Origin of the sequence: Polynucleobacter sp. AP-RePozz3-80-G7, assembly GCF_018882145.1 — a bacterium.
Classification (GTDB): domain Bacteria; phylum Pseudomonadota; class Gammaproteobacteria; order Burkholderiales; family Burkholderiaceae; genus Polynucleobacter.
Genome location: NZ_JACVPC010000001.1, coordinates 96,754 through 110,964 on the forward strand (window position 1 = coordinate 96,754; position 14,211 = coordinate 110,964).

General features: G+C 45.9%; 20 protein-coding genes. 4 read left to right on the top strand and 16 right to left on the bottom strand.

Annotated elements, in window-relative coordinates:
- Positions 1 to 29: 29 nt before the first annotated feature.
- Genes ICE90_RS00500 through ICE90_RS00520 form a run of 5 tightly spaced genes read right to left on the bottom strand, consistent with a single transcriptional unit; the run spans position 30 to position 4,080 of the window.
- Complete coding sequence (locus tag ICE90_RS00500; RefSeq protein WP_216190602.1) at positions 30 to 614, bottom strand: SCO family protein; 585 nt, start codon at positions 612 to 614, stop codon at positions 30 to 32.
- Between the two features lie 7 nt (positions 615 to 621).
- Positions 622 to 1,515: a heme o synthase gene (gene cyoE, locus ICE90_RS00505; RefSeq protein ID WP_215321086.1), complete on the bottom strand. Its 894-nt coding sequence runs from the start codon at positions 1,513 to 1,515 to the stop codon at positions 622 to 624.
- A 2-nt stretch (positions 1,516 to 1,517) separates the two neighbouring features.
- Complete coding sequence (locus ICE90_RS00510) at positions 1,518 to 2,639, bottom strand: heme A synthase (RefSeq protein WP_216190603.1); 1,122 nt, start codon at positions 2,637 to 2,639, stop codon at positions 1,518 to 1,520.
- Positions 2,639 to 3,295 (bottom strand): hypothetical protein, encoded by a 657-nt coding sequence (locus tag ICE90_RS00515; protein WP_215321088.1) that lies wholly within the window; start codon positions 3,293 to 3,295, stop codon positions 2,639 to 2,641. The genes ICE90_RS00510 and ICE90_RS00515 overlap by 1 nt, the downstream gene beginning before the upstream one ends.
- Positions 3,292 to 4,080, bottom strand: a complete 789-nt coding sequence (locus ICE90_RS00520; protein ID WP_255533255.1) for an SURF1 family protein — start codon at positions 4,078 to 4,080, stop codon at positions 3,292 to 3,294. The genes ICE90_RS00515 and ICE90_RS00520 overlap by 4 nt, the downstream gene beginning before the upstream one ends.
- Positions 4,081 to 4,094: 14 nt before the next feature.
- Here ICE90_RS00520 and ICE90_RS00525 point away from each other — a divergent pair, with 14 nt between their 5' ends.
- On the top strand, positions 4,095 to 4,307 hold the full coding sequence (locus ICE90_RS00525) for a twin transmembrane helix small protein (protein ID WP_072582679.1): 213 nt from the start codon (positions 4,095 to 4,097) through the stop codon (positions 4,305 to 4,307).
- A gap of 67 nt (positions 4,308 to 4,374) precedes the next feature.
- On the opposite strand, the gene ICE90_RS00530 is transcribed toward ICE90_RS00525, so the two are convergent.
- From ICE90_RS00530 to ICE90_RS00560, 7 genes are all read right to left on the bottom strand, one after another.
- Positions 4,375 to 5,229, bottom strand: a complete 855-nt coding sequence (locus ICE90_RS00530; RefSeq protein WP_215321089.1) for a cytochrome c oxidase subunit 3 — start codon at positions 5,227 to 5,229, stop codon at positions 4,375 to 4,377.
- A gap of 29 nt (positions 5,230 to 5,258) precedes the next feature.
- Complete coding sequence (locus ICE90_RS00535; protein WP_083564235.1) at positions 5,259 to 5,432, bottom strand: DUF2970 domain-containing protein; 174 nt, start codon at positions 5,430 to 5,432, stop codon at positions 5,259 to 5,261.
- 17 nt (positions 5,433 to 5,449) lie between these two features.
- Positions 5,450 to 6,034, bottom strand: coding sequence for a cytochrome c oxidase assembly protein (locus ICE90_RS00540; RefSeq protein ID WP_216191285.1), 585 nt, complete (start codon positions 6,032 to 6,034; stop codon positions 5,450 to 5,452).
- A 13-nt stretch (positions 6,035 to 6,047) separates the two neighbouring features.
- The gene (locus tag ICE90_RS10860; protein ID WP_370624631.1) at positions 6,048 to 6,263 is read right to left on the bottom strand and encodes a cytochrome oxidase small assembly protein; all 216 of its coding nucleotides are present in this window, start codon (positions 6,261 to 6,263) and stop codon (positions 6,048 to 6,050) included.
- The gene (gene ctaD / locus ICE90_RS00550; RefSeq protein ID WP_215321091.1) at positions 6,163 to 7,782 is read right to left on the bottom strand and encodes a cytochrome c oxidase subunit I; all 1,620 of its coding nucleotides are present in this window, start codon (positions 7,780 to 7,782) and stop codon (positions 6,163 to 6,165) included. The genes ICE90_RS10860 and ctaD overlap by 101 nt, the downstream gene beginning before the upstream one ends.
- Before the next feature lie 40 nt (positions 7,783 to 7,822).
- Entirely contained in the window at positions 7,823 to 8,980 is a 1,158-nt protein-coding gene (coxB, locus tag ICE90_RS00555; RefSeq protein WP_215321092.1) for a cytochrome c oxidase subunit II, read from the bottom strand.
- Between the two features lie 179 nt (positions 8,981 to 9,159).
- On the bottom strand, positions 9,160 to 9,957 hold the full coding sequence (locus ICE90_RS00560) for a methyltransferase domain-containing protein (RefSeq protein ID WP_255533256.1): 798 nt from the start codon (positions 9,955 to 9,957) through the stop codon (positions 9,160 to 9,162).
- Between ICE90_RS00560 and ICE90_RS00565 the strand changes: the two genes are divergently transcribed.
- Both ICE90_RS00565 and trmL read left to right on the top strand, forming a co-directional pair.
- Positions 9,957 to 10,724, top strand: a complete 768-nt coding sequence (locus tag ICE90_RS00565) for a ComF family protein (RefSeq protein ID WP_255533257.1) — start codon at positions 9,957 to 9,959, stop codon at positions 10,722 to 10,724. The genes ICE90_RS00560 and ICE90_RS00565 overlap by 1 nt on opposite strands.
- Positions 10,725 to 10,734: 10 nt before the next feature.
- On the top strand, positions 10,735 to 11,205 hold the full coding sequence (gene trmL / locus ICE90_RS00570; RefSeq protein WP_215321095.1) for a tRNA (uridine(34)/cytosine(34)/5-carboxymethylaminomethyluridine(34)-2'-O)-methyltransferase TrmL: 471 nt from the start codon (positions 10,735 to 10,737) through the stop codon (positions 11,203 to 11,205).
- A 22-nt stretch (positions 11,206 to 11,227) separates the two neighbouring features.
- Here the strand turns inward: trmL and ICE90_RS00575 are convergent, their stop codons facing one another.
- The 4 genes from ICE90_RS00575 to ICE90_RS00590 are packed head-to-tail and all read right to left on the bottom strand — an operon-like array spanning position 11,228 to position 13,494.
- Positions 11,228 to 12,250, bottom strand: a complete 1,023-nt coding sequence (locus tag ICE90_RS00575; RefSeq protein ID WP_216190606.1) for an NAD(P)H-dependent glycerol-3-phosphate dehydrogenase — start codon at positions 12,248 to 12,250, stop codon at positions 11,228 to 11,230.
- 24 nt (positions 12,251 to 12,274) lie between these two features.
- Positions 12,275 to 12,787, bottom strand: a complete 513-nt coding sequence (gene secB, locus ICE90_RS00580; RefSeq protein ID WP_215321097.1) for a protein-export chaperone SecB — start codon at positions 12,785 to 12,787, stop codon at positions 12,275 to 12,277.
- Positions 12,788 to 12,815: 28 nt separating this feature from the next.
- A complete protein-coding gene (grxC, locus tag ICE90_RS00585; protein WP_215321098.1) occupies positions 12,816 to 13,070 on the bottom strand; it encodes a glutaredoxin 3 in 255 nt (84 codons plus the stop codon).
- 10 nt (positions 13,071 to 13,080) lie between these two features.
- The gene (locus ICE90_RS00590; protein WP_215321099.1) at positions 13,081 to 13,494 is read right to left on the bottom strand and encodes a rhodanese-like domain-containing protein; all 414 of its coding nucleotides are present in this window, start codon (positions 13,492 to 13,494) and stop codon (positions 13,081 to 13,083) included.
- Between the two features lie 22 nt (positions 13,495 to 13,516).
- On the opposite strand from ICE90_RS00590, the gene gpmA reads away from it, so the two are divergent.
- Positions 13,517 to 14,206 (top strand): 2,3-diphosphoglycerate-dependent phosphoglycerate mutase, encoded by a 690-nt coding sequence (gpmA, locus tag ICE90_RS00595; RefSeq protein ID WP_215321100.1) that lies wholly within the window; start codon positions 13,517 to 13,519, stop codon positions 14,204 to 14,206.
- Positions 14,207 to 14,211 lie beyond the last annotated feature (5 nt).

The window sequence follows — 14,211 nt, forward strand, 5'->3', positions numbered from 1 at the left end:
TTTGCAGGTAGCAAACTTCTTTAATTCCCTTACTTTAACAGTTCTTTTAAATCATGCGCCAAGGTCTCTGGACCTTGAGCGTGCTTGATATACAAACGTAGATGACCCTCAGGATCAAATGCATAGCTACCCGCTGTGTGATCCATGGTGTAAGAGCCCGGCTTAGATCCCGGAACCTTCTTGTAATAAATCTTGAAGTCTTTGGTCACCTTCTCCAAGGCTGCCTCATCTGCGGGACGCAAACCCAAGAAACGAGGATCAAACGCAGGGACGTACTGCTTGAGAATCTCTGCGGTATCGCGCTCAGGATCTACGGTGACAAAAAGTACTTGCACCTTATCGGACTGGGGCCCCAAGAGAGTCATGACTTGCTGCATTTCAGTTAAGGTGGTTGGGCAAATATCAGGGCACTGGGTGTAACCAAAAAACATTACCACCACTTTGCCCTTAAAGTCCGCCAAGGTTCTGACCTTGCCGTCGGGATCCACCAAACTAAAGTCTTTTCCGAAAACGGTGCTGCCAGTGATATCGATATTTTTAAACTCTGGCTTTGGACTGCAAGCAGCTAGTACAAAGCAAAGAATTGCTAAAAAGCAAAAGCGTAAAAAATTCATATGATTCTCAGAGGAAATAATGGTCTATCAAAAGCGCCGCAAAGAGTAGCGAAAGATAGGTAATAGAAAAGCGGAAGGTCTTTTTGGCTAAAGCATCGCTATAGGAAATAAACAAGGCAATGACATAGGCCAGGAACATTAAGCCCAAGATGATTGCTGAAACTAAATAGACCATACCGCTCATGCCATAGATATAAGGCAGCATCGTAGCTGCAATTAATATAAGGGTATAGAGAACGATATTCAGCAGTGTGAAACGCTCGCCATGAGTCACTGGCAGCATTGGTAAACCCGATTGAACGTAGTCATCACGACGATACAAAGCAAGTGCCCAGAAATGTGGAGGGGTCCACACAAAAATAATCAGAACCAAAAGCCAGGCTTCTGCAGAAAGGGTATTGGTCACTGCAGCCCAGCCCAAGGCTGGTGGCATCGCACCAGATAAACCGCCAATCACAATATTCTGTGGCGTGGCAGGCTTTAGTAACCAGGTATAAATCACTGCATAACCAACGAAGGTAGCAAGTGTTAACCACATCGTTAATGGGTTACAAAAATTCCACAAAATAATCATTCCGAGCGAACCCAGAACAATTGAGAAAATAATGATGTGAAAAGGCGTCACTTCGCCGGTGGCTGATGGACGCCAAGCAGTGCGCTTCATCTTGGCATCAACGGCTTGCTCAATCAAACAGTTCACTGCAAATGCAGCGCCAGCTAAAAGCCAGATCCCAACAATGCCACCAAAGAGCACTGGATACGGAACCATGCCAGGCGTTGCCAAGAACATACCAATCACTGCACAAAAAACGGCGAGCTGAGTCACTCTGGGTTTAGTTAAAACCCAATATTGACGCCAACGTGGCATAGCCACTGGTGCGCTTGTTTTAGAGTCGCTCATATTTACGCCATCTTCTTTTGAATGAAAGGCTTCCAAGAAGCCCAATAACTCATTCTGACCAAACAGAATACCAAAGCCGCAGAGCCGGCAGTGTGCAATAAAGCCGCCAATAACGGCCACTGAAACACCACATTAGAAATACCAGTGATGACTTGCAATAAAAGCACTCCTAGCAATAGCTTAGCCACTTGACCAAGGCTTGATAGAACTGGGGTTGCCAGCGCAAGAGCACTCCAGCCCAGAGTACCAAGCACGACCAATACCAGCATGGCAAAAAGGCGATGCGCCCAGTGGATTGTTTGCAAGGCCGCAGGAGAGATGAATTCTCCTTGCGCATTCAGGCCTAACTGACGCCAAAGAGTAAAGCCCTCGCTCCAATTAGTCTCAGGCCAAGCACTTCCCAAACAGGTTGGGAAATCAGGGCACGCTAATACAGCGTAATTAGTACTCACCCACGCACCTAGAAAAATTTGGATGAATAAAACCATAAAAGAAAGGGTGAGGAGTTGCGCAGAAAGCGGCCGTACCCGAATGGTGCGAATTGCAGAGGACCTACCCTCCCATGACTGCTGCGCATACGCCGTTAAGCAAGCCAACAAGACTAAGGCCAACATCAGGTGTGTTGTAACAATGATCGGTTGCAATTTCAGGGTGACAGTCCAAGCACCAAAGGCGCCTTGAATGCAGACCAATAAAAGCAAGCCCAAGCTGCCGAGCAAAGGATTTTTTCCCAAGGACTTTAGTTTAGAAAATGCAATAGCCACTTGTACCAAAATCAATGTACCTACTGTCATGGCTAAATAGCGATGAATCATCTCAATCCAGGCTTTAATAATTGTGACCGGCCCAGTAGGCCAAGCAATCTGTGCCTGTTGTATATTGGTTAGCGCATGAAAAGGATTGGAAGTACCGTAGCATCCAGGCCAATCAGGGCAGCCCAGCCCTGAGTCAGTGAGGCGTGTAAATGCGCCAAATACAATTAGATCAAAGGTCATGAAGACCAAGACCCAATTGAGTTTTTGCAACAAGCTATAGCCAGGCTTTTTCCAAATGAAGAAGAGTGGTAGGCCAGCAAAAATAATAGCGATGGCTGCCAGTTCCAGAAATAAAAGGAAACTGGGCATTACAAATTCTCGCCTTTGTGATTTAACTTCAGAAGCTTTTCCAAGTCTTTCTTCATACTAGAAAATTCTTTAGGTGAATTGGTCACTGGGAAATACATCATCTTTGCCGGGCTTGGATCAATCAACTGAATTTGCTGTCCTACGCCCTCTTTATTTAACCAAGCCTCAAAATCCGCCTTCTGCTTTGGGTCTGAAGGCAACGTAAGCACCTTAAGCCCTGCCGTCTTTTCGTCATAAATCTTGAGGACTTGAGGGTCAACAGGCTTACCATCTGTATTAACCCAGATTAACTGCAAGCGTTCGCTTTCTCTACCCATGGCAACTTTGGTTTGGCGCATCAGAAATAAAGCTTCAATACATTTCTCATCTTTGATGTGGCATTCACCAGCTGGACGAGCAACCAAGAGAGTCCATTTACCCTGGAGGGGGGCGTCAAGCCACGCCGCATTGAACTCTTGGGCTGGATATACGAGTGTTCCGAAATTGGTTTTTCCACCCTCAGGTTTAATTACGTAATAAGCAAAGTAAGAGGCGAGAACTGGTGAGGCACAGGCAAGCAATAACAACAACATCTGAATACGGCCACGACGCGTACGCGCATTAATCGCAGATGCATCCACCTGTGAAGCTGGAATTAATAACTCTTTATCACTCACTCTTGATCCCCATTCACTAATCCCTGTCGTTTGTATTGCCGCAGGCCACTTAGCAACCAAAATAAAAATCCAGCAAAAGCCAAAGCAAACCACTGGAATGCATAAGCATAATGGCGATCGACCCCACTTGTCAGAGGCGCCCAATCGCGGATTAAGCCATCCTCTATGCCAATCTCAATCTCACGCAAGATAAAGGGCGCTTGACTCCAGCCATGTAACTTGCCTTCAGTTGTTAAATCAAAATTTTGCTCAATTCTTGGTTTGTTTATATCAGCAGAAATCTTGCTGCTCCCAAGCTCATAGACTTTTCCGGGATGAGCAAATACAACGCCTTCAATATTGACTACTGTATTTGGGGTTTGCACGGGTGGAAGGGTTTCGCGATTTTCATTGTTGCGCGGCGCCCAACCCCGATTCACCCAAAGAACCTCGTCTTTCCCCTCAAGCCTCAATGGCATCATCAGGTAAAAGCCGGACTGTGCAGTGGCGCTACCAACAGGAGGAATGGGTCTTGGCCTGTTATCCAGCCAAATTGCTGCCTCAGGAACATATCGCCCACGAGCAATCATACGGCGCTCACTAGCCTCTTCCAAAGTCCATGGTGTTGCATTGGCACTTAAGATGGGCATTTGTTGGCGAGCCTGTAAATTCGCTGCCAAGGCAATTTTGGTATCAGCCCTGCTTAATTGCCAGACCCCAGCACCACAGCCGATCCCAATCACCAGCAAGGCTGATAAAGTAGCGACTATGCGCTTGGCAACGAGGGCAAAAAACAGCTTATTCAATTGAGGGATTTGAAATGAAGTGGATTATTCCTATTGTCCTACTAATGATTGTTTTTAGCTTAGGATCGGCTTTGTATTACATGATGAAAGATAGGGGGAATAGCTCCCGCATGGTTCATTCACTGATGCTACGCATTGGATTATCCGTCGCGCTATTTTTAGGAATTTTGCTAGCCCACTACTTTGGTCTCATTGAAGCTACCGGCATCAGGGTGGGAACAAACTAGTCGCTAGCGAACAACACAAGAGCGCTGAAACAAATCGGGGCTTTAAAGCCCCGATTTTTTATTCAAACTACATCCAGTAAACAGCGATGTACAGACCAAGCCAGACTACGTCAACGAAGTGCCAGTACCAAGCAGCGCCTTCAAAAGCAAAATGGTGTTTAGCAGTAAAGTCGCCACGAATCATACGGCGCAATACGATGGCCAGCATAGTGCCGCCAAGGAATACGTGGAAACCATGGAATCCAGTCAACATAAAGAATGTAGAGCCGTAGATACCTGATGTGAGCTTCAAATTGAGCTCATGGTAAGCGTGGTAGTACTCAAAAACCTGGAAGCACAAGAAGATAAAACCCAGGCCAACAGTTGCAGCCAAGCCAATAATGGCCTTCTTCATGTGGTTCGCTACCAATGCATGGTGAGCAATAGTAATCGTCACGCCAGAGCTCAATAACAATAATGTGTTGATAGTTGGAATCGGCCATGGGCCCATGGTGGTGAACTTCTCAACCAATCCAGCAGGACCATCATTTGGCCAGACAGCCTGGAAATTAGGCCAAAGTAATTTGCTCGTAACGTCACCCATCCAAGGCATTGCAATATTGCGTGCGTAAAAGAGGGCCGCAAAGAATGCGCCGAAGAACATGATTTCTGAGAAGATGAACCAAGCCATTGACCAGCGATAAGAAATATCAACGTTGATACCATTCTTACCAGCATTGGACTCAGCAATCGTATCGCCGAACCAGTGATAGAGCACAAATAGAACCCATGCCACACCAACCAAACTTAGGGCACCGCCCCAAGAAGTGTGATTTACCCAGCCAGACATACCAGCGCCAAATGCAATTAAGCCGGCGGCGGCCATGGCAGGATGCCTAGATAGTCCAGGAACGAAATAGTATGGGGTTGAATTGGATGACATCTTATTCTCTCTATTCAATCAAAAAATAATCAATGGGAAACAACTGCTTTCACTATCAACAGGAGAACACCCATAAAAATCAAGGCGCCAACAACACCTGCAATGATAATGTGAACAAAACTAAGTGAAGCGACATCTTCCTGCAAACCTGATTGTTTACGCACCCCCAAGAAACCCCACATCACGGCTTTCATAGACTGCATAAAACTACTTTTTTTCTTCATGACACCACCTTTGACTTTGGCGCAGGTGGTGTGCCACCCATGCCCAGCTCAAAGAAGGTGTACGACAAAGTAATGGTTTTCACATCGTCCGGTAAACCCGCATCGATCACAAAAACTACTGGCATCTTCTTTGTTTCATTTGCCGCTAGTGTCTGCTCCTGAAAACAAAAACACTCTAACTTTGTAAAAAATTCTGTTGCGCTTTTAGGCGCATAACTTGGTATTGCCTGTGCTCGTACTTGACGATTCTGATTATTAGTGACCTCATAAACAATCTCGGTCATTTCACCAGGATGCACTTCTAAAAAATTCTTTACCGGCTTAAAAGTAAACGGGCCTCGGCTATTAGAGTCAAACTCAATCGTCACCGTACGTGCATAGTTAACTTGGGTATTGCCAACCCTATTTGGGCTGAAAGCTCTAACGCCATAGTCATTTTTGCTCGTTACAACATTAATCCCAGTAGCTTCACACAAGGCTTTATACATTGGGACTAGTGCATAACCAAATCCAAACATCATTACCGCTGCAATTAAGAGCTTTAATAAAATCTGGCGATTCAGTGATTGAGTTGAAACCATCGTCATTGCGGGATTAACCCAACATACTCCGTTTAATCACAATACCAATAAAAAATACCAATACAACACTCAAAAGAATGAAGCCCATCCTACGATTATTCGCAGCAAGGGCTTGTTTCTCTGAAGAATTAAATTCCTGCTTCATGCATTTGCTCAGCACTAGGCGGAGTTTCAAAAGTGTGGTGTGGTGCTGGAGAAGGAATAGTCCACTCCAAACCTTTAGCTCCATCCCATGGCTTCATTGGTGCTTTTTCACCTTGACCACGGTATGCAGGAAGCACAACGAAGAACAAGAAATAGACCTGCGACAAGCCAAAGCCCAATGCGCCGATTGAAGCAACCATATTGAAATCAGCAAATTGCGTTGGGTAGTCAGCGTAACGACGTGGCATACCTGCCAAGCCTAAGAAGTGCATTGGGAAGAAGGTCACGTTAAAGAAAATCATGGAGGTCCAGAAGTGGATCTTGCCGCGAGTTTCATTAGCCATGCGACCAGTCCACTTAGGGCACCAGTAGTAGAAGCCAGCGAACATGGCAAACAATGAGCCCGCTACCAATACATAGTGGAAGTGAGCAACAACGTAGTAAGTATCCTGAACACCAATATCAATTGGTGCCATTGCCAGAATCAAACCAGTAAAGCCGCCCATGGTGAAAACGAAGATAAAGCCGATGGCCCACAACATTGGAGTTTCAAAGGTCATTGAACCTTTCCACATGGTTGCAACCCAGTTAAAAATCTTCACGCCAGTTGGAACAGCGATCAACATGGTTGCGTACATGAAGAACAGCTGACCAGTGACAGGCATACCAGTTGCAAACATGTGGTGAGCCCAGACGATGAATGACAAGATCGCAATAGATGCGGTTGCATAAACCATTGAGCTGTAACCAAACAATGTTTTTCTGGAGAATGTTGGAATAATTTCACTGACGATTCCGAATGCAGGAAGAATCATGATGTAAACCTCTGGGTGACCAAAGAACCAGAAAATATGTTGGAACATGATTGGATCGCCACCGCCAACTGCGGAGAAGAATGAGGTACCGAAATGACGGTCAGTCAGAACCATGGTGATTGCACCAGCCAATACAGGCATCACGGCAATCAATAAATAAGCAGTAATCAACCAAGTCCAGCAGAACATTGGCATCTTCATCAAAGTCATGCCAGGAGCGCGCATATTCAAGATGGTCACGATGATGTTGATCGAACCCATAATGGAAGAAGCACCCAATAAGTGGAGGGCAAAAATTGCCATGTCCATGCCAGGCCCCATTTGCGAGGTCAATGGGGCATAGATAGTCCAGCCACCTGATGGAGCGCCACCAGGAACTAAGAATGAGCTGAATAACAATGTTGCAGCTACTGGAAGAATCCAGAAACTAAAATTATTCATACGAGCAAACGCCATATCAGATGCGCCAATTTGCAAAGGCACCATCCAGTTCGCGAAGCCAACGAATGCCGGCATGATTGCACCGAATACCATTACCAAGCCATGCATGGTTGTTAGCTGATTAAAGAACTCAGGGCGGAAGAATTGCAAACCAGGCTGGAACAATTCCAGACGAATTCCCAACGCCATCGTGCCGCCAGCCAACAAGCTAACAAACGAGAAGATCAAATACATCGTACCGATGTCTTTGTGGTTGGTTGCAAATAACCAACGACGCCATCCGTGTGGCGTGTGATCATCATGCGCGTGATCGTGTGCGTGGTCGTGGGTAGTAGAGACTGTGCTCATGGATTACTCCGGTTTAGTTTTATCTGTATTAGTTAATGAATTAGTTGCCGCCATGTGCGGTAATAATTTCCTGGGTCTGAATCACTTCGCCCGTTTTATTACCCCATGAATTACGGGTATAGGTAATTACGGCTGCGATATCTCCGTCGGAAAGGACACCGCCCCACTTCGGCATTGCATTTTTACCGTTCAACAAAATATTAAATTGACCCGCTTTAGGTCCATTAACCACTTTGCTACCATCCAATGCAGGGAATGCACCAGCACCTTTGCCATTCGGCTGGTGGCAAGCGGCACAGTTCGCTGCGTAAACTTTAGCGCCGCGCTCTTTTTGCTCATCCAAGGTGTAAACCTTTGATGGATCGTCACCGCCAGCACCCATTGCTTTTTTCTTCTCAGCAACCCAAGCGCTGTAATCCTCTTGTGAAACTACCTTCACTACGATAGGCATGAAGGCATGCTCTGCACCGCAGAGCTCAGAACACTGACCGCGGAATGTGCCAATTTTGTCAGCCCTAAACCAGGTGTCACGAACAAAGCCTGGGATCGCATCTTGCTTTACGCCAAACGCTGGGATAGTCCAAGCATGAATAACGTCGTTAGCAGTAGTGATCAAACGAATTTTTTTGCCAACAGGCACAACCATTTCATTGTCCACTTCCATCAAATAGGTATTTGATTTGGGTGCCAAGTTGTTAATTGCTTCACGTGATGTAGATAAGGTAGACAAGAAGCTAATGCCTTCGCCTTCGCCCTTGATGTAGTCGTAACCCCACTTCCACTGATAACCAGTGGTCTTAATAGTGATGTCAGAGTTAGTGGTGTCTTTCATCGCCACAACAGTTTTTGTTGCTGGCAATGCCATGCCGATCACAATCAACAGCGGAATGACTGTCCAAATGATTTCAACAGTTGTGCTCTCGTGAAAAGAAGCTGATTTGTGACCCAATGATTTGCGATGCTTCAAGATGGAATAGAACATCACTCCGAAAACACCAATAAAAATCACTGCGCAAATGACCAACATCATCCAATGTAACCAATGGATTTCTTGCATGATTTTGGTAGCAGGAGGCGCAAAATTCAGCTGATTAACAGCTGGCCCACCAGGCATATTCTCTGCTGCATGAGCAAATGCAGTACCAAAAGCTACTGCGAAATAGAGCGAAGCCCTAGTGACTTTTCCAAATAAATTCATCTTATTCTCTGTTTATTGTCGTGAGCAAAGCAGCAAAAATGCCACAAAATGCCCAAAAAACGGTCTTAAGCTAATACTTACAGCCGTGATTATAGGGTGAATTAAGCGCAAGAACAAACCGGGTTAACCCAGCTTGAACCAATCTTGGTCGAGGTTTAAATGATAGTAAGCACTTACACTTAGGCAGAATCTGGCCTAGTCTTGTGCCCAATTTGATTTAGATCAATGTAGGCGACGTTGTCCTTTGCCTTTGCGAGGTGCTTTCCGAGTGCCCATGCATGCCCATAAACCACCTCTAAGGTGATTTTTTGCGGCAAAACCTCTTTTTCAGTGACTTCAGGAGGGGTGGAATGCACCAATTTCAGCGCACTCATATCGGCCAGCAATAAAGCAGGCTTCTCGTAATCCAAAGTGAGGCACTCCATGTCCATTACAGGATCAGAAAACCGCTCGCCAAGCAAAGCATCTCCCATATCGTGCATATCCCAAGGACTTAATAAATTCTTCAGCTTTACGTCCGAAAGCTCTAAGGCGCGCAACTCTTTTCCGGTATCAGGCCCTAAATAGCTAAATGTGATTAAGCCGCCCTCGCGCAGAACGCGCCAACACTCCTGCAAAAAATGCTTCGGATCAGGCAAATCGTGCAGCAAAAGATCGCTGAACACTAAATCAACAGAATTATCGGGAATATCGAATCTTCCAGACGAGGCATAGCTTGTCAAGGAGCTAGTGTTACTCGCAAATAAAGAACGCCAATTACTCAGCGCTTTAGCGCGCCACATTTGAAATCCTGAAACACCTTTTTCGGTGATGCTAAAAATGCGCGCCTTTGGATAGCGCTGAGCGAGCGTATCTAAATGCTTACCAGCAAAATCGGGCACCACTAAGATGTCTTTTACATCAAGCTTAACAATGTCTAATTTCTGCAGCATGCGAGCTGCAATTTCGTCTTGTAACCATCTAAGGGGCTGGGTCATTGACTCAGTATACTCAGCGCCCCATGCGATTTCCAGAGAACATTTTTCAAGCCATTTGTGAACAGCTTTTGCCGACAGCTTGTATTGCTTGTCAGGGGTTCCAAAAATCATCCCTATGCGATCGCTGTCTCAATCAATTACGCGATGAAGGTTTATTGAACTATCAATGTTGCTACCAATGTGGCATAACACTTCAGGTTTCAGAAATTGCACAACAACGCTGTATGCAATGCCAAACCTTTCAACCATGCTTTGATGAAACCTATTGCTTAGATCGCTACGATGGATTGTTACAAACTCCGCTACATGAATTGAAGTATCAAAAACGCATTGCATTTGCTAATGCCCTTGGCAGAACATGGAACTTACTTTTTAGTCAGGAATTTGAAGATATCTCTGCTGATTATTTACTGCCAGTGCCGCTTAGTATTGAGAAGTTAGCGCAGCGTGGTTTCAATCAAAGTTGGGAAATTGCTAAACGGATTCAGTGTGGAGTGCATATTCAAAAATCACCTTATGTGCTGCAGCGCCATCATTATGCAGAGCGACAGGCCGGAAGCACCTTAAGCAATCGCCACCTAGCCATTCAGGGAATGTTTTACCTTGAAGAGCGTTATATTGATCAGCTCGCAAACAAGACTGTGATTGTGTTTGATGATGTGATGACAAGTGGCGCAACTCTTAATGAAATTGCGCGCGTTCTGAAGGACAATGGTGTATCTCGCGTCATTAATTGGGTAGTACTTCGAGCTGCGCGACCAATCTAAAGAGTGCCGTATGTTTAATATTGTTTTATTCGAACCCGAGATTCCACCTAACACTGGAAACATTATTCGTTTGTGTGCAAACACTGGCGCCAAGCTGCATTTAATTGAGCCGCTTGGGTTTCCGATGGAAGATGCTAAGTTGCGTAGAGCGGGCCTGGACTACCACGAGTTTGCACGAGTCAAAGTACATAAAAATTGGGCACAGTTTTTAAAGGATGAGCAACCCGATCCTCAGCATCTCTTTGCATTGACTACCAAGGGCTCGGGCAAGTTTCATGAAGGCAAATACGGGCCCGATGATTATTTTGTATTTGGCTCTGAAACCAAAGGTATTGCGGATGAAGTCAGAGACTCGATTCCGAATGAGAATCGCATGCGTCTGGCAATGCAAGATAGTAGTCGCAGTCTGAACCTATCAAATACTGTAGCAATCGTAGTGTATGAAGCATGGCGCCAGAATGGCCTTGCTGGCGGTCAATAAGAAATTGACCCAGATGCTGTAATTACGATTCGATTTTAGGATCACGCCCCATAAGTTTTTTAACGGCAACATGTGGCTTCAATTTTCCAGAGAGCACTTCACCCATCATCGTAGTGATCGGCATGTCAACCCCTAAGCGTTTTGCCAAGTTGCCAACCGCCTCTGCACAAAGCACACCCTCAGCAACGTGACCAAGACTGGCAAGAACCTCAGGCAGCGACTTACCAGCAGCAAGCTCAAGACCAACGCGCCGATTACGCGATAGATCTCCAGTGGCGGTCAAGATCAAGTCCCCAACCCCAGTAAGACCCATGCAAGTTTCGGATTTACCGCCTGCGGCTTTCACAATTCGCATCATCTCTGCTAAACCGCGTGTGAGAACAGCAGCGCGTGCGTTCAAGCCCAAATCTAAGCCATCACCAATACCTGCAGCAATCGCCAAGACATTCTTAATAGCGCCGCCTAACTCCACACCAATCAAATCATCACTTGAATACACACGCATATTGCCGTGATGGAAAGCGGTTTGCACTGCCTCACATAACTTAGGAGATTTGCTAGCAACAGTTAAAGCGCAAGGCATACCCGCACCAACCTCACGTGCAAAGCTCGGGCCGGATAAGGCACCATACGAATGCGTTATTCCATGAGAATGCATCTTGCTCTCACGCTCTACTACCTGGTGGGGCAATAGGGCGGTATTCGGCTCAAGCCCTTTGCAGAGCCAAATAATATTAAGTGGGTGCTCAGCAATCTTTAAAGCTTGGGCGATAGTTTCTGAAAGCCCTGACATTGGTGTAGCAATGACCAATAAATCATTGCTCGAAAGTCGCTTGATGGCAGCAGAAAAGTTGCTCTCAAACTTAAGGCTTGCAGGCAACTGAATGCCTGAAAGATAAGCGCGATTTTCAGCGCTCTCTTCAATTTCTTTTAGCTGTTGTTTGCTACGAGACCATAAAACAACATCACCTTCTTGGAGAAAGCGAGCTGCTTGTGCAGCCATCGCCGTTCCCCAGGCACCAGCACCAAGCAGCGTCACCTTCATGATCTGTGGGCTCGCTCGTTGAGCTTAGTGAGGCTTGCTCTCAGCGGCTGCGCCATCCTTGGCGGCAGCTTCTTGTTGAGCTTGCATCAAACGATGTTCGTACATGCCGTGGAAATTAATCTCATTCAAATGAATTGGCTGGAAGCCTGCGCGACTAATAATATCGGCAATATTTGAACGTAAATACGGATACAAAATTGTTGGGCAAGCAATGCCAAGCATAGGATCAATTTGCTCAACCGGAATGTTGCTAAATTCAAAGATGCCGGCTTGTTTTGCTTCTACCAAGAATAGTACTTTGGTATCGACTTTAGCAGTCACAGTGGAGCTTAGAGCTACCTCAAAGATACCTTCACTTAAGGGTGCAACGGAGATATCAATCTCAACCTGGACTTGTGGCTCAGACGCAACCAACAAAATTTGCGGAGCATTTGGTTGCTCAAGAGATACATCTTTTAAGTAAATTCGCTGAATACGAAATCCAGGTTCTTTAGCTTGATCGGTGCCTGCCTGAGGTGCTGGGGTTTGTTCAGTCATTGCTAACTTTCTTTGAATGTTAAATCTATTAAGCTAATAAAGGATCAAGCTTTCCAGCGCGATCTAATGCCACTAAGTCGTCGTAACCACCAACATGCGTATCACCAATATAGATTTGTGGAACAGTGCGGCGGCCAGTGCGTGTCATCATAACTTCGCGTTGGGCCGGATCACGATCAATCAAAATCTTTTCGAGATTAGCAACGCCTTTTTTAGCCAGCAACTTTTCCGCCATGACGCAGTAAGGGCAAACTTGGGTGCTATACATTGTTACTGGAGGCATCGATTTATCCTTATTTCACTAATGGCAGAGCTGCTGCTTTCCAAGCCTGCACACCGCCATCTAAGGCGCCTACTTCGGCAAAGCCCAACTTTTGAGCTTCGGCCACGAGTTTGCGTGACTGAGATCCGGTTTCACAAACCAGGACTACTGGGTGCTTACGGTCAAGCTTGAGCCTTTCAATCGCTGCCGTTAAACCAGCAGCATTAGCGAATTTGGCGCCAGGTAAATGACCCGATTTAAAGGCCTCTTCCGAGCGCAGGTCCAAGACATAGGCTTTGCGTCGATTAATCCAAATCGTCGCTTCGGTAGGCGACAAGCCTTTTCCGCCAATAAGCGTAGATAATGAGGGTAGGAAAAGCGCTATGCCTGAAACCAACAACAGGGCAATAAGCGCTAAATTATCAATTTGCGTGAGAAAGTTCATCACCGGATTATAGAATGGCTCTATGAAACAACTTGTCCTTATTCGTCATGGCGAATCCGCCTGGAACCTTGAAAACCGCTTTACTGGCTGGGCGGACGTTGACTTAACCCCTAAAGGCGCAGAACAAGCCATCGCAGCAGGTGAAAACCTCAAAAATGCAGGTTATGAATTTGATATCGCCTATACCTCTGTTTTAAGGCGTGCCATTCGCACTCTTTGGCACGTTCAAGATGCCATGGATTTGATGTGGCTCCCTGTTGTTCATAGCTGGCGCTTAAATGAACGTCACTATGGCGCACTCACCGGATTGAATAAAGCTGAAACGGCAACTAAATATGGCGATGAACAAGTTCATATTTGGCGTCGCTCCTATGATGTACGTCCACCGCTACTTGAGCATGATGATGAGCGTCACCCCAAAAATGATCCCCGTTACTCAAAGCTCAATCCTTCCGATATTCCTTTGGGCGAATGCCTGAAAGATAATGTTGAGCGAGTATTACCCTTGTGGAATGAATCTATTGCACCCGCACTCAAAGCTGGCAAACGCGTTTTATTAGTGGCGCACGGCAACAGTATTCGCTCACTCATTAAGTATTTAGATCAAATGTCTGATGAAGCCATCATGGAAGTGAATGTACCTAATGGTGTGCCACTTGTTTATGAGTTAGACGACAACCTCAAACCCATTCAACACTTTTATTTGGATTAAAGCAA

Excerpts from the sequence above, each read along its gene's own strand:
- ICE90_RS00500 (WP_216190602.1), bottom strand. The coding sequence starts at position 614 with ATGAATTTTTTACGCTTTTGCTTTTTAGCAATTCTTTGCTTTGTACTA.
- cyoE (WP_215321086.1), bottom strand. The coding sequence starts at position 1,515 with ATGAGCGACTCTAAAACAAGCGCACCAGTGGCTATGCCACGTTGGCGT.
- ICE90_RS00510 (WP_216190603.1), bottom strand. The coding sequence starts at position 2,639 with ATGCCCAGTTTCCTTTTATTTCTGGAACTGGCAGCCATCGCTATTATT.
- ICE90_RS00525 (WP_072582679.1), top strand. The coding sequence starts at position 4,095 with ATGAAGTGGATTATTCCTATTGTCCTACTAATGATTGTTTTTAGCTTA.
- ICE90_RS00530 (WP_215321089.1), bottom strand. The coding sequence starts at position 5,229 with ATGTCATCCAATTCAACCCCATACTATTTCGTTCCTGGACTATCTAGG.
- ICE90_RS00535 (WP_083564235.1), bottom strand. The coding sequence starts at position 5,432 with ATGCAGTCTATGAAAGCCGTGATGTGGGGTTTCTTGGGGGTGCGTAAA.
- ICE90_RS00540 (WP_216191285.1), bottom strand. The coding sequence starts at position 6,034 with ATGGTTTCAACTCAATCACTGAATCGCCAGATTTTATTAAAGCTCTTA.
- ICE90_RS10860 (WP_370624631.1), bottom strand. The coding sequence starts at position 6,263 with ATGGAGCTAAAGGTTTGGAGTGGACTATTCCTTCTCCAGCACCACACC.
- ctaD (WP_215321091.1), bottom strand. The coding sequence starts at position 7,782 with ATGAGCACAGTCTCTACTACCCACGACCACGCACACGATCACGCGCAT.
- coxB (WP_215321092.1), bottom strand. The coding sequence starts at position 8,980 with ATGAATTTATTTGGAAAAGTCACTAGGGCTTCGCTCTATTTCGCAGTA.
- ICE90_RS00560 (WP_255533256.1), bottom strand. The coding sequence starts at position 9,957 with ATGACCCAGCCCCTTAGATGGTTACAAGACGAAATTGCAGCTCGCATG.
- trmL (WP_215321095.1), top strand. The coding sequence starts at position 10,735 with ATGTTTAATATTGTTTTATTCGAACCCGAGATTCCACCTAACACTGGA.
- ICE90_RS00575 (WP_216190606.1), bottom strand. The coding sequence starts at position 12,250 with ATGAAGGTGACGCTGCTTGGTGCTGGTGCCTGGGGAACGGCGATGGCT.
- secB (WP_215321097.1), bottom strand. The coding sequence starts at position 12,787 with ATGACTGAACAAACCCCAGCACCTCAGGCAGGCACCGATCAAGCTAAA.
- grxC (WP_215321098.1), bottom strand. The coding sequence starts at position 13,070 with ATGCCTCCAGTAACAATGTATAGCACCCAAGTTTGCCCTTACTGCGTC.
- ICE90_RS00590 (WP_215321099.1), bottom strand. The coding sequence starts at position 13,494 with ATGAACTTTCTCACGCAAATTGATAATTTAGCGCTTATTGCCCTGTTG.
- gpmA (WP_215321100.1), top strand. The coding sequence starts at position 13,517 with ATGAAACAACTTGTCCTTATTCGTCATGGCGAATCCGCCTGGAACCTT.